Annotated in this window: 9 protein-coding genes; all 9 read left to right on the top strand. The window is 52.8% G+C overall.

All coding sequences use genetic code 11. The features are described from left to right. The first annotated feature begins 13 nt into the window (after nucleotides 1–13). Nucleotides 14–1432, top strand: coding sequence for a phage tail sheath family protein (locus tag B0O95_RS01840; protein ID WP_104076376.1), 1419 nt, complete (start codon nucleotides 14–16; stop codon nucleotides 1430–1432). Between the two features lie 78 nt (nucleotides 1433–1510). Further along, nucleotides 1511–2884 (top strand): phage tail sheath family protein, encoded by a 1374-nt coding sequence (locus B0O95_RS01845; protein WP_146063959.1) that lies wholly within the window; start codon nucleotides 1511–1513, stop codon nucleotides 2882–2884. Next, complete coding sequence (locus B0O95_RS01850) at nucleotides 2881–3423, top strand: phage tail protein (protein WP_104076378.1); 543 nt, start codon at nucleotides 2881–2883, stop codon at nucleotides 3421–3423. The genes B0O95_RS01845 and B0O95_RS01850 overlap by 4 nt, the downstream gene beginning before the upstream one ends. Further along, nucleotides 3420–3632: a DUF5908 family protein gene (locus tag B0O95_RS15285; protein WP_146063960.1), complete on the top strand. Its 213-nt coding sequence runs from the start codon at nucleotides 3420–3422 to the stop codon at nucleotides 3630–3632. The genes B0O95_RS01850 and B0O95_RS15285 overlap by 4 nt, the downstream gene beginning before the upstream one ends. Further along, nucleotides 3629–4390 carry a CIS tube protein gene (locus B0O95_RS01855; protein WP_104076379.1) on the top strand — a complete coding sequence of 254 codons (762 nt, stop codon included), beginning with the start codon at nucleotides 3629–3631 and terminating at the stop codon, nucleotides 4388–4390. Before B0O95_RS15285 ends, B0O95_RS01855 begins: the two co-directional genes overlap by 4 nt. Next, entirely contained in the window at nucleotides 4390–6150 is a 1761-nt protein-coding gene (locus B0O95_RS01860; protein ID WP_104076380.1) for a phage baseplate assembly protein V, read from the top strand. Before B0O95_RS01855 ends, B0O95_RS01860 begins: the two co-directional genes overlap by 1 nt. A 20-nt stretch (nucleotides 6151–6170) precedes the next feature. Beyond that, nucleotides 6171–6611: a GPW/gp25 family protein gene (locus B0O95_RS01865; RefSeq protein ID WP_158249436.1), complete on the top strand. Its 441-nt coding sequence runs from the start codon at nucleotides 6171–6173 to the stop codon at nucleotides 6609–6611. 182 nt (nucleotides 6612–6793) lie between these two features. Continuing rightward, nucleotides 6794–11608, top strand: a complete 4815-nt coding sequence (locus tag B0O95_RS01870) for a WD40 repeat domain-containing protein (protein ID WP_146063961.1) — start codon at nucleotides 6794–6796, stop codon at nucleotides 11606–11608. A gap of 75 nt (nucleotides 11609–11683) precedes the next feature. Next, nucleotides 11684–14587 (top strand): hypothetical protein, encoded by a 2904-nt coding sequence (locus B0O95_RS01875; RefSeq protein ID WP_104076383.1) that lies wholly within the window; start codon nucleotides 11684–11686, stop codon nucleotides 14585–14587. The last annotated feature ends 51 nt before the right edge of the window (nucleotides 14588–14638 follow it).

The raw sequence follows: 14638 nt of genomic DNA on the forward strand, positions 1-14638 counted from the left end.
AGTGAGGGTAGTCATGGGTGGACCTTATAAAGTTCCTGGCGTTTATATTGAAGAAGACCATTCGTTGTCGCTGAGTGTGCTGTCTGGTGCAACGGCCATCCCAGTGTTTGTTGGACAGTTTTTTAAGCCCGGGGCGAAACAAGGGAACGATCCAATACCAGTGGCCACAGACCCTGTAGCCTGCATCAGAGTGAATAACTGGGCTGAATTTGCTAAGCAGTTTGATAGCACGCTTGATTTAAAGGAAGCCGCGCTCAAAGTGACTAACGATGCCATTACAGGTACGTGTAAAGTTGTACCCGACTCCGCCAGCGCCGTATCGGTACAAGCGTATTTCGAAAATGGTGGCGGGCCATGCTATGTTTTATCAATTCAGGCTTCAACATCATCAGCCGATATTGAAAGTGCGATTTTGGCCTATCCAGACATTTCGTTATTGTGCTATTGTGGAAATACACCAGCAGAGCCAGATAACGTTAAAACTGTCTTTAAAAGCTTGATCGATCCGCAGAAAAACCTCGGCTATTTTGTGCTGACAGACAGTAATCTTGAAAATGTAAAGAATGTCGATTTTGGCAATAAGGAACAGGTTGCGATTTACTATCCAGCATTGCAGATGAGCTACCAGATGACAATACCTGATGATAATAAAATTGCATTAAGTGGAAATTTTAAGAGTTTTTCATCTTCCGGTTCACCCTTGCCGTCAACACTTAAATCGCTGATCGATTATAAGCCAAAAAATGACGCGGAACAGAGGGATAAAGAAGAACTGATTGGAAAGATTAGATCGTTGTCAGCCATTCCTCTTCGTGCAAGTGGGGTCATGGCGGGAGTCTATGCGCGTACCGATGCATTGCGTGGAGTATGGAAGGCCCCGGCGAATGTAACCTTGTCATCGGTAAAAGGGACGGTGTGGCCTTGCCCAACACCCCAGCAAGTACTCCAGCAAGCACCTCAACCGGTGACGGTTACCGATGAGATTCAGGAGAAACTGAATCCAGCAGGCCTCAATGCAATCCGATATTTCACGAATCAACAAGCTTATGTAGTCTGGGGAGCCCGGACGCAGAACGGTACCGACGAAAATCCTGATAAGCGTTGGCGGTATATCCCAGTGCGGCGCTTATTTAATGCGGCTGAACGGGATATCAAGGCCGCAATGAGGCAAGTCGTGTTCGAGCCGAACAGTCAGCCGACATGGGAAAAAGTTAGTGCGGCTATTGATACTTACCTGTACGCGATATGGCGCAAGGGCGGCTTGCAGGGCGCAAAACCGGAAGAGGCGTATTTCGTGCAGGTGGGCAAGAATGTGACGATGACCGATGCCGATATTCGCGCGGGCAAACTGATCGTTAAGGTTGGAATGGCTGCGGTGCGCCCGGCCGAATTCATTATCTTGCAGTTTTCACAGAAGCAACAAGATGAGTGAGCGCTTGAGTTTGGCACACCGAGTGCCGGTTGGAGGCATTGAGATGCGTTGAGATTGACGAATTTTGGAGTTTGAACAGTGCATCACGAACAACCTGGTGTCAGCTTCAATTTTCAAGAGGAAGCCCGTACGACAACACCGGCCGATACGACGGTTCCGTTATTTGCTGGCTATACGGAAAAAGATCCGGAATCACAAGATCTAGAATCAAAGTGTCCGAAGTCCCCCGTCCTGCTGAATACGTTCGAAGATTTTACGCAGATTTTTGGTGGTTTTCCATCATCTAACCCATTGGTTCCTTTGGCCCAGGAAGCCGCTTTCTATTACACCGTGAGACATTATTTCGATAACGGTGGTAGTACATGCTATGGTGTTTCATTGGGCAGCTATGCGAATTTGCCAGAAGGGGACGACTATTACGCACGGCAAGGCATAGCCGATTGCATTACCAAAACTGACTGGAATGATTTTCTTGAACAGGCGCTAGATGCAACGCTGTTGGCGGTGCCCGATATGGTAATGCTATCGGCACCCCAGTATTATCAGGCAAGCGACAGCGGTCAGTTGAACGATCAGCGGGTATCGAAGGAAGATGCAGTACTTTGGACGTCGGTGTGGAAGAAGTTATTAAGCGTAACTCAATCTCATCGGCAGGTCTTTGTGGTGCTCGATGCACCAGACAATCCGCAGCTTGTGCGCCAGTGTCTGGTTGAGCTGGAGTCAATGGATGAGGCATCGCGCGCGCGCGGTGCAGTGTATTGGCCGCGTCTGCAAACGAACTATTACGTTGATTATGATGACGAGCGTCAGCGTATTCCACGCCAAATCGTCGTTCCACCCTCAGGCGCTGTGGTTGCAGCGATCGGTAAAACCGACCGCGATCGTGGTATTTGGAAGGCCCCGGCCAATGTCGAATTAACCCAAGTGATCCGGCCTAACTATCGGAGCTGGCGCGATGTATTACTTCCTAAGTCGCCGTTATTCGAGGAAAATAAAATAAGCATTAATCTGATTCGAAGCTTTGTCGGGCGCGGGGTGCGTGTATGGGGCTGCCGCACGTTGGTTGCCCCACCGTTGCCGGATCGGTGGCGCTACGTTCAGGTACGGCGCACGCTGACCTATATCGAGACCACCTTAACGAACATTGGCCGTTATACGATATTCGAGCCGAATACCGCCATTACGTGGACGACGCTCAAAAGCTTAGCGCGTGCCTGGCTACGCGATCTATGGCTCGCGGGAGGACTGGTTGGGGCACAGGAAGGCGATGCGTTCCAGGTCTTGTTAGGACTTGGCGAGAGCATGACGACAGAAGATATTCGATCAGGCCGGTTAATTCTGATCGTGAAGCTTGCGATGCAATATCCGGCGGAATTTATCGAGCTGCGCGTATTGTTTCAAACGGGCAGCGATGCTGTGCTAACAGAATCGACGGAGAAAGCGACATCATGAGCAGTGCAATATTATCAACCGCCGAGGCGATGGCTACGGCGCCGATAACCGGTGATTTCTACGCGCATAGCCACCGTTTTTTAGTCCAAGTCTTTGCTAAGAAGAATTGGCGATTCATGGGTAATCTGCAAACGCTCAGTGTACTGCCAACGGTCGTTGATTTTCGTTTTCAACGCATTAGCGGACTGGGCCGGACGATCCAAACAAAGATGTTTCATCAAGGTGGTGATCCTATTAACCAGATTCACTTACCGAAGGAACTCACACAGGAGAACATTGTTTTGGAGCGCGGGGTCACGACATTATCGCCGCTGACGACAATGTTCATCGACACGATGCGACAATTCAAAAGCCGGTACCTGGTGGTGGTCATCTTGTTGCTTGATTCATCGTCGTTGCCGCTGTGCAGTTGGATTTGCATGGATGCGTTACCCGTGAAGCTGCAATGGGGCGAACTCGATGCCAATAGCAACACCGTCTTGCTTAATACGATGGAGCTCGCTTGCCGGGATGTGCAGTGGATGGGGTTGGTGGCATGATCGAGATTCATGAATTAATCATCGAGGCGCGCATCGGTACGCCAGGGACACGGAGTGTGCCGGTGTCCGCGCTGGGTACGGCTGCGTCGCCCATACCTCCTTGGGAAGCAGCGCAGTGTGAGGCGCGTTGGGTGGATGCGATTGTGCGGCAGGTCATTGAACGGTTGCGTGATGAATGGAGCAGTGATGTCCACGGAGGTAGCGTATGAGCGGGAGCGAGCAGTCGCTGCAGAAATTGAAAATGACGCCCTATTCGCTGGACAAGGGGGGGGCGCTCAAAAACTTGGCTGGGCCCTTCGAAGTTTTGTACAACCCTGAATCATTGACGATTGGGTATGGTGCAAAGTTTCGGGACGTGTCGCAGGCCGACAGCTCCAATACCCGCGTCAAATTTGACGCGGTGACACCCAGCACGCTGGCGGTGGAGTTGATCCTAGACAGCAGTTTGCCAGACAGCAAAACAAGCGTCGATGAGCAGTTGACTAGTCTGTACATCACGTTTTTTAGGATCAACGGCGCGGTGCGTACGCCCAACATTGTTAAGGTCGAATGGGGCCATTTTGGCTGGGCGGGGCAAATGAAGTTTACCGGCTGGATGACGAACATGACGGTGACATGTTCGCTCTTTGACCGCAGTGGCGCGCCTCAACGTGCCAATCTCTCGGTCAACTTCCTTGAAGAGTTGGAGCTGGATATGGGAGGCAAGGGTGGCAGCGGCGGTAACGTGTCGCAGGGAGGCGGCCAAGGCGGTAGCGGTGGTAGTACGCGGCAAGCCAGTATGTTGTACGAAGGCGGGCCCGTTCCAGATGGTGCCACATTGGCTCATATTGCTGAGGGAGCGTGGTCTGTGCCGAGCCAAACGACGGCGAGTGATTATCTCTCGTACGCCCGTGAAAATGATTTGGATAGCCTGGAGGCCTTGACACCCGGCCAATTTTTACGTGTGCCTGGCTCTAGGGAGACGTGATGGCACTTCCCTTCGCGAGTAAAAAATTTGACATCCAGGTGCAAGGTCAGCCGCTGTCCAAGCTCGGTTTAACGGTGATTGAAGCGGAAGTTCAGTATGCGGTCAACCGGATTCCAATGGCCCGGTTAACGTGCCAGGTGGATATAGAAGATCCAGCTAACATCTGGGCATCGTTAAGCCAGATAGATAAAGCATGGCAGCCAGCTCATCCCGTCAAGATCAGCTATACGGATGAAACGGGCACGCGCGTTCCGATTTTTGATGGGATGGTCGCCAGGCCACTGAACCCAAGCTATGTGCAACGGCAACTAACGTGCCAGCTCGAGGTGGTCCATGAGCTGCAAAAAATGGCCAACAGCCACCGCAGTCAGGTGTTGACCCAAAAAGGTGAAAAACTCACCGATGCTCAGGCTTTGCAAAAGCTGTTCAAGGAGCACGGCATCAAGGTGAAAAAAATGGATGGCATGACGGTTTCGCATGCACAGCTGATCCAATGGTCTTGCTCGGACTGGACCTGGTTGATGAGCCGGATCAGCGCGTATCCAGTTTGGTTGATCGGTGCCCCCGAACAATCGGTGTCGATTCTCAAAGCGGATATTGGGCAAGCACCCAAAGGCCTCGTCTTAAAAGCAGCAAAGCAGAATGCTGGGATAGAGTTGCGTGATATGAAGTACCGGCGTGATAGCCGAAGACTACCGAGCCAATTGAGCGTGAATTATTGGGATGTCACGCAGCAGAAAAGCCGGTCTGTGAAGGCGAAATCTCCGGCAGTCGGATCGGGCGTATTCAAGCCGCTCACCTATGCTGTGTCCGATGCGATGCACTGGACAATTAACTCAGGCTTGCCGCTTAGCGAGACGGAAGCGCAATCTTTCGCGGATGCCCGCTTGCTAGGTTGTCAACTGGCGGGTACCCAGGCGGAGTTTACGGTGGATTGGAGTGAAGCAACGGCTAAACTGGCACCTGGACAAACTCTGGAGTTGTCAGGCTATGGCACTTTCGACGGCAAAGGGCTAATTGCCGAAGTACGGCACCAATGGCTCGGTGCTGGCCAAGGTAAGACGATCTTGACGACGGGCCGGCCTAACGCCGTGATCGGTCTTCAAGTACCTGAGATTGATGCGCCCTTGATGCCAAGGGTTCAAGGTATGGCACCCGGTGTGGTTGTGAAGCCTGGCCGCGAAAAGGATCCGACTGGTTGGGGGTGTATGGCGGTGCGCGTGCCGGGGCTGGGAGGCAAGCCAGGACAGGAGCCGCCGGTCTGGGTGCGGCCCGGCATGGCCTATGCCAGCAAAGGCAGCGGCTTATGCTTGTATCCGGAAGCCGATGACGAGGTGATGCTGGCGTTTCTGAGTGACGATCCGCGCTTCCCAGTGATCGTCAGTGCCGTGCATAACCCGAAGAACAAGGCACCGTTCGAGTCGAGCGAGAAAAACGAGCAAAAGGGCTTGGTTTTGGCGAAAGACGGCAAAACACAGTTCCAGTGGCTTTTTGACGTCAAGGACGGTGGAACGCTTACATTGGAAGCGCAGAAGACGGCATTGGTACTGTCCAAGGCAAGCCTGCGCTTGCATGGCGAAGACGCGTTCGCGCTTGATGCGAAAAAAATCACGGTAGAAGCCAAAGAAGGTCTCACCCTCAAAAATGGTCAATCCGAGATGAAGATGGGAGGGACCTCCCTAAGCGCCAAATCGCAAACGCTTTCGCTGCAGGGCTCAGCCAAGGCTGACCTCAAAGGCGGCCAGGTCAACTTGGGTTAATCGTATGAATGGAGGACAGGATGGCGAACGGACCTCAGGATCAGCTTGGATGCGGCTGGAAGTTTCCAGTGCAGTTCGAATGTGTCTCCGGCAAGCCAAAAGCAGCGCAAGTGACGATGTCACGCGATGCGGACAATATCAGAGAGAGTCTGCAGGTACTGTTTAGTACGCAGCCGTACGAACGGGTGATGCGCGCAGGCTATGGGTGTGATTTGCAGACCTTTGTGTTTGAGAACATCAGCGATGGGCTGCGTACCGCAATTCGCCAGATGATCAGTGACGCGGTTCAAACCTACGAGCCCCGGGGCACGCTGGTCTCAATTGATTTCAGACCGGACAGCAATTCGCCGTGGACGATCAATATCGATATTGCTTACCGGATTCCCCTGAACAATACGGTGCAGCATGTCGGTGGCAAGCTGAATATCGGCAGTCCGCAGGGAGGATGGCTTGCACAATGAATAGCCGGATAAGGCGCCCTTGAGCCAGTGTGATGCAGCAGAGCATGCGCACCACGCGGCGGGCCGATGAGAGCAGTGCTTAGAGAAGGAAGTCCAAGCCGGGTAAATAGAACGTTCTCTACGATCAGCATAAAAAACCTATTATGACAGCGAAGAAGACATTATCGCCTCAAGAGTCGTTCATGCTGGATCAACGCGATTTGGCATGGCACTTAAAGACTTGGCGAGACTATGTAGCTTTGCTGCCATTTGATGACCCGTTTGCCACGTCGGACAGCGTTAAGAAAGACGATGAGTCGTGGAAGAAGTTTTTTTTCCCGTCCGATGAAGCCGGTGATTCAGTCGACCCCGTAGCGGCCCTACTTAAGGCGGTAGCTCAGCCCAATGGCATGCTGCCTCCCCAGCAAGCCTTTCTGATCGCATTTTTAGCCTCGCTCAACGTGCCGCGAGACCTGCTTAACACGCTACCGGATCGGCATCGCGCGCTTTATTATCGGGACGAGCTTGGTGTGCGGGAAAGCCCTGCCGTGCCGGATCAGGTGATGCTGTCATTCACGCCAAGCCAGCCAACCTTGATGTTGCCGGCCGGTGAACGGTTCAGTGCGGGCCAGGATAGTGCAGGGACACCATTGGAGTATCGGCTCGATGAAGATGTGTGGGTGAATCAGGCGATGCTCACGGATGTGTGCTGGTATCAGTCGGAAAACCATTACGATAACCCTCAAATCCAGCATCCTGCCACGAAGCGGGTGGTGCTTGATACGCTTGGTCAGTCTGCCACGGTGTGGCCAAACGAAGGGGTGCGGCTATTTAGTTACGATCCTCAAAGGGACCAGACCGTGGTGCCCGGGCGCGTGGTGGCTTCGCCGGTGCTGGCTGTCGCGCAAGGGGAGCGCGAGATCGAGGTGACGTTTGATGGTGTCGGCGGCCTGATGGGAAAAGACCAGGAACTCAGTGCATGGATGAGCGGGGAGAAAGGTTGGGTTCCCCTAAAGAGGCTTCCCATCATCCATATGCCGCCTGAGGGTTGGAAGGCCGCGTTTGTATTACAGGCCGATCAAGGCGCCATAGCGGTGCCCGCGGGGTTGGATGGCTTTAACGATCCCGTGCCTTTGCTCAAGATAACGTGTCCATTGGCTGATATTCCACGTGTTAAGCAGATTAACGTCACGGTGCGCAATCCCGCCCAGGTGATTATGGCGACCGATGACAGTGTGGCAGAAACGGGTAAAAAGAGCACGCCATTCGGTGAACTTCCCGCATTGGGCAGTAGCTTGTATTTGATGTCGCCGGACTGGAGCAACAAGCCGGATTGTACGCTGACCATCACTTTGAATCCGACGTGGACGGGATTGCCCACGCAGAATTTCCGCGATTGGTATCAATGGGATAGCGTGGGCGGTCAGGATGGAGAGTCTGGCTACGCCATTTATGGCGGTGGCGTACCTGCGAATAATCAGGCGTTCACGGTCAAAATGACGGTGGCGAATGGTCAATCAGACGGTGGAACGGTTCCTTTATACGAAAACCAATTGTCGGGAGACGCTGCGCCGCCGATAGGCGCTTTGCTGGCCTTTAAAGAGATTAAGGCACTCACCGCTCCCATCATTGAAAGTACCGATCCGCACGACTGGACACAATATCTTCGTTTCGAGTTGACGGGCCAGGACTTTGGGCATGCCGCTTATCAGAATTCACTTGTCGCGCCACAATATAAGAAGACGCCTACGATTATCGAACTCCATCCTCCGTATACACCGTGGTGGACATCGTTATCCGTGTCGTACGAGTTATCGGCAACAAAGCAGCTCACCCGGCATTCGCTTCCGTTGGGTTGCGCCATTGCTTCGTCAGTGCTGGCCGTTGCGGGCGGGCAGCGTGTGATCGAAGTGACATTTGATGCCTCTATCGGGGCAAGAGAGGACTTGAGTGCCTGGGTGAGCGGAGAGAACCAAAATTGGATCCCCCTGCAGAACCCCGGGAAGATCGATGATGATAGAAAGGTTTCGTTTGTATTACAGGCCAGTCAAGGCGCAGTAGTGGTGCCCGCAGGGTTGGATGGCTTTAATGATCCTGTGCCGTTGCTCAAGATGACGCATTCATCGGCTGAGGTTCCAGTTGTTGAGAAGATCAACGTAACCGTGCTCAGTTCTCCCCACGTAATCATGGCGACCGATGACGGTGTGGCGGAAATAAGTAAAGAAAACAGGCCGTTCGGTGATTCGCCTGCATTGGAGAGTAGCTTTTATTTGATGTCGCCGGACTGGTGCAACAAGCCGGGTTGTACGCTAACAATCACGCTGGATCCAAGTTGGATGGGATTGCCCACGCAAAGTTTCCAGAGTTGGTATGAATGGGACAGCGTTGATGGCCAGGATGAGAAGTTTGGCTATGCCATTTATGGTGGTTGCGTACCTGAAAATAATCAGGTTTTTACGGTAAAAATGACCTTGGAGAGCCGCCAACCGGCGATGGCGGGCAATCTATCAGATGACGAGGGGCTCCCGCTATTCAAAGACAAATCGCCGGGAAACGCTTCGCCACCGATCGGTGCTTCGTTAGCCTTTAACGCGATTGATGCGCTGACCGCCGAGATCATCGAGGATACCGATCCGCGCCATTGGGACCAGTACCTTCGTTTCAAACTGACGGGCCAGGACTTTGAGCATGCCGTCTATCAAAGTTTTAAGAATGCACCGCTCTATAAGAAGACGCCTACGATTATCCGGCTTCATCCCCCGTATACGCCGCAGTGGTCATTGTTATCCGTATCGTACAAACTATCGACGGCTGCACTCGACACCCAATACCGGCTTACGCCATTTGGTCACTGTGCGGACGATGCGCCAATGGCCCGCGAGTTGGGTCAGCCAGCGCGTCAATTAATGCTGGGCTTCGCGGGGATACAGCCGGGGCAAGATTTGGCGATGTACTGGAAAGTGCGAGCGGCCAATCCTGATGTGCTGTTGTCTTGGGACTATCTTTCCCAGGACAGGAATAAGAAGAGCTGCTGGCAAGCGCTGGACATGCAGGTGCATGATAAAACAGGAAAATTGTCAATGTCCGGCTTATGGCGGACAACGTTGCCGCACGATGCGAGCCACCAAGACCCGGCCATGCCCGCAGGGCGCTATTGGGTACGCGCACAGTTCAAGCCGCCTGCTCAGCAGAAGCAAGATGGGGAGCAGGATGACTTTGCAGTCAGTGACGATGCGGTGCGGCCTTCCGATTTTCCGTGGCTGTTGGGCCTGAACGTCAATTGCATGACGGCTACGCTTGTCAATGTTGAGCATATTGCCGCAGATCATCTGACCACGCCCCTGCCTGCTGATACGGTCACGCGCAGTGTCGAGCCCATCGAGGGTCTGCAAACTATCACACAACCCTGGCCTTCCGAGGGCGGCCAACCCGTGGAAGAAACAGGGAGATTTTATCAACGGATTGCCCAGTGCCTGCATCACCGCGGCCGTGCATTGACATGGGGTGATATCCGGCAATTGCTCACGGAGCGTTATACGGAAATTCATGACGTACGAGAGGCCGCTCCCCGTGTGCAAGATAAAGATGATCCGAACGCTCATCCTTTAATTCAGCGTCTGGTCGTCATTCCAGAGCCTGATCAATCCGATAGCGGTGACCGGTTGCGTCCTGCATTTAATGCGTCGCGGCTGAAGCAGATGAAACAATTCATTCTCGACAGAGCGACGCTATGGCTTAACCTTGAAATCGGCAATCCAGCTTATCGTGATGTCCCGCTCGCTTGTACAATCGACTTTACTGCGAGCACGAATCCTGATCAGGGCTATTGGCAAGTGGCCCAGGCGCTCAGCGCCCAGTATATGCCGTGGGCCAATGGCTCCAGCCCGGGTGAAGTTCGTACGGGTGTAACGCTCGACTACTATGCGATGCTTGCTTTCATCGAACGTTTGCCGATCGTGATGCGCGTGAAAAGCCTATTGCTCGATGGACAAGCGCGAACTGTTGTGGCAAACGGTCTAGAGGCGTTGGTGCTCACGTTTGGCGAACGCACTTCAACGCTTTTTGCTCAACCGCAGCGGGTGGAGCTCGATGCAGAATATACCCTTGTTGGCAATCGCGTACGCGTTAGCCATGACGGCCAGTATCTGGCGATCGATGCGACTAAGGATCCTAATACGCCGGCCATTGCCATTTATGGACCAGACAGCCAATGGCGCCATATTGAACTAGAAGCCGGACAAGCGACCATATTTGAGTTGACTGGGCCGCATGTCTGTCCTGGTATTGCGTATCTTCGCGGTACCGCCGTGCAGTTTGATTTGCTCAATAACCAGCCGTTTGGCATCGGCCCAAGCTTCGAGGTGGACACAAACGAAGGCGCTGTGACGGATCTCAGCGTTGAGGACAACGGGCAGTTTATCGCTGTGGCTCAAAAAGGAGGGTATCTTCGTTTCTGGACACTCAATAACAGTACGTATCAGAAAGGACGGGAGGACCCGATAACGCTGCCAGATTGGAACGATCGCCAGATTGACCTCAATGGCGGCGGAACGCTTCCCTTAGTCGCAAGCTGCAAGGACGATACGGGTGTTTATGTGTACCCGGACGTGGTCCATCATCCTGATAAGTCTGTCCAACTGGAAAGTGCTTTAAGTACCGTGTCCACTCTCAGCCGGAACGCGCAGGTGATCACGTGCGCATATCAAGCGGATATTACTATTGACCAGATACAAAACGGCATCTGGCAACGTGCCGGTAAGGGCATCTCATTGGCCCAGCCGGTGACCAGCGTGAGTCTGAGCGATACCGGCTATGTTCTGGCCGCCGGCGTTGCTGATGGCAAGCAGGTTGAAATTTGGATCGGTGTGAATGGTCCCGATCCCACCTTGTTGCAAACGCTTGAGGCGGAAACAGGGTTCGGCACAAGTGTGAGCTTAAGTGGCAATGGCTTAATACTTGCGATGGGCGGCGAACAAAACTCAATCCTATTGTTTCATCGGGCAGCAGAGTCAATATGAGTCCGCTGTTGATTCGACGGCATACACCGTCTACGCGCCAGGGAACAAACACTTTTATCGGCTGGGGCTTATCGCATGGATGAGACTGAACAGGAGTACGACGCGATTCACTTTGATAGCCTGTGGGCCACGGCGCTGGATACGTTGCGTACGCTCGCCGGCCAACAATGGACCGAGTTTGGTGAGCACGATCCAGGTGTAACGTTCTTGCAGGCGCTCACCTATAACGTGGCCGATCTAGCTTATCGGCACACGCATCCGCTAAAAGATTTGCTGACGCTCAGTCCAGAGGATGTGCAACGTCGTGAAGAAAATAATCGGAAGCGAATTTTTCCATTGACGTTTGGTCCAGATTGGGCGCTAACCTGCTCACCGGTCACGGAAAACGACTATCGGCGCGTGGTTCTGGATCTGCGCTCGGATGAGTCAACGCAGGCTGCAGCACTATCGCAGGGCTTTTATTTTATGGATGCGCAGCTGGTACGGGAGCCCTTCAATCTTAAACATATATATAGCTATCGGTACAATAAAGACAATCGCCGTTTCTGGTTCGATTTCAATTTGCTTTTTGATCACCCGCACCTTGAGACCAATCAGTTCTGTTTGTTAGGCGGATACCACTTGTATGTGGCGAAGCAGCGCGGCATCGATGAAGAGAAAGCCAAGGAGGCCTTGCAAACGTGTTTGCAAAACAATCGTAATCTGTGTGAGCACGTGCGCAGGGTCATCTGGCTCACGCCCCAAAACGTGGACGTGCAAATCGATATCGAACTCGACGATGAGTGGCAGGATCCGGTCAAGACAATGGCCGCCCTTTATCAGCAGGTGGATGCTTGCATCCGTTCACCAACGAGGCGCGCGGGGGCGCGGCAGCTCATCGAGCAAGGCATCCCGGCGGAGGCCGTCTACGATGGTCCGCGATTACAAAACGGCTGGATTACCTCAATACCCGACCCCGTTGACTACACGCAGTCCCGTGCCGTCGATATTAGTGGACTTGCTCAGTCATTACTAGCGCTTGCCGGGGTCGAGAGGATGATGAAGCTGCAAATCGGCGATATCCCGTCCTGGACAATGGCGATCGACCCGGCATGCTATCCGGTCGCCTGGGGGGACGATCCGATTGCTTCGTTAACCGGTGAGTCACCTAAAGTCCGCTTATTTAAGCGAGGCAAACTACAAATTATTGACCCAGGCGCTCTCAAACAAGCGATCCGAGATGCGCAATCCCCCATTGTCACGGACACACCTACAGGTGTGCCGATTGGCCGTTGGCGTGGCGATACCTACGCACCGGCGAGCAACCGCATCCCGCCGTGCTACGGCTTGCAGGATGATCTTAAGCATCAAGAGAATGAGGAAAAAAAACGTCTGCAACGCCAATACCAATTCTTTTTGCCGTTCGAGCAGTGGATTGCGAACGGCATAGCGCAAGCGGCCAATGTTGCTAAATTATTGGCATTCGACCGGTATACCTTGAAGCAAGCTTCGCCAGGGAACGTATGGGGATTTCAGTGGCCCTATTTGCCAGATTCTCGCTTGAATGAATTGTTTGATAACCGGAAAAAGTACCTAACCGGTTGTATGGTCGAGCATTCGGAGGATTGGGTCAAAGAACTGGCGATTATCGACTATCTGCTGGGGTACTTTGGGGTTCAGCAAGGCCTAGGCGTGTTGCGTAATAAGGCGCGGCTTCGTGAATTTATCCAGGTTCAGCAAGGCTACCTCGAACATTTTTGTACGCTGACCTACAACCGTGCCAATGTCCAGATCGGCCAAATCTCTGATCTTCAGAAGCGAATTGCCGCTCGACTGGGCATTGGCGCGGAACTCTTTGCCCTGCCTCGCGGCGGCAAGCTGAATAATCTTCCGTTTTACCTGATCGAATATCGGCTGTTGTTACCGCCGCAACCCAGAAAACCCATTGAGTTGGGACCTGCGTCTAGGGCATTTATTGAATTTTCAGACGAACAAAAAACGGAGAAAAAAGCACTAGCTCTGATATTTAGAGAGGGAGAAGATGTTCCCGAAGTCGGACAACTTTTCAGAATAACTGTAACAGACGGCTCTCCACCGCCTGACGTTAGTGTTTATCCTTGGGCGGTTGTTTCGGATGTAAAGGAAGGAGTTTTGGATGTAAAGGATGAAGGAAAGCTTATTAAGCTATCGTTCGATCTGCAACACAATAACCAGCTGTATGTCGATGCCGAATACATTGCGGATGGTGTATCCAACAAAGCGCGGCAACTGTCTTGTGAGACCTTGAGCGAATGGATGTGGGGCGTCGATTATCCACTCATATATGCCGCTGATCAATCTGGCTTAATCGATAGTCAGCGAAAGCGTTGCCAAATTGCCCCCAGCGCGACAGCGATCCAGATTGGAGACACGATCGCTATTCCATCTAATCCAAACATCCCCGGTGATCTGATCAAAGTGGTTGTTGAGCAGGTGAATATATCGCAGGGCACCTTTGTGGCGAAATGCGGCAATGGCGCCCAGTGGCCAGGAACCAACGGAGACGGCAAAACACTTCGGCGCTGTTACGTTGAGCGTTCGTTACCTCTGGCAGACCCGTTTTCGTTTAGCATCGGCGTTGTGTTGAATCGCGAGAACGATTGGTTCTCTTCGTCTTCTAAACCCAGCGATGTTATCGAGTGGGTCGAGCAGATTGTACGAGATGAAATTCCATGCCATATCCAAGCGACTGTCCACTGGTTGAACCGTAGCGCATTCCGTTCCTTTGGGCATGCATACGATGGTTGGCAAAATAGCGGTTGTCCGTTCGGCAATGAGGCGTATCAGCTGCTCGAGCTCCTGTCACTGAGCCGCTTGCCGGATCAACCGGCTGGCATTGGCACGGTCTCTCTCTATAAAACAGATGGAAATGTAAAGCTTAATCCTGATGGGACTTATCAAGACGAAGAGGCCGTCAAGAAAAATGAAGTGATGTATATCTTAACAGATAAACAGTACTAGCCACCATGCGATATTTGAGCGCGACGCTGCTGATATTACCGGCGAGGAGAT

The sequence above is a fragment of the Mycetohabitans endofungorum genome, assembly GCF_002927045.1.
Taxonomy (GTDB): domain Bacteria; phylum Pseudomonadota; class Gammaproteobacteria; order Burkholderiales; family Burkholderiaceae; genus Mycetohabitans; species Mycetohabitans endofungorum.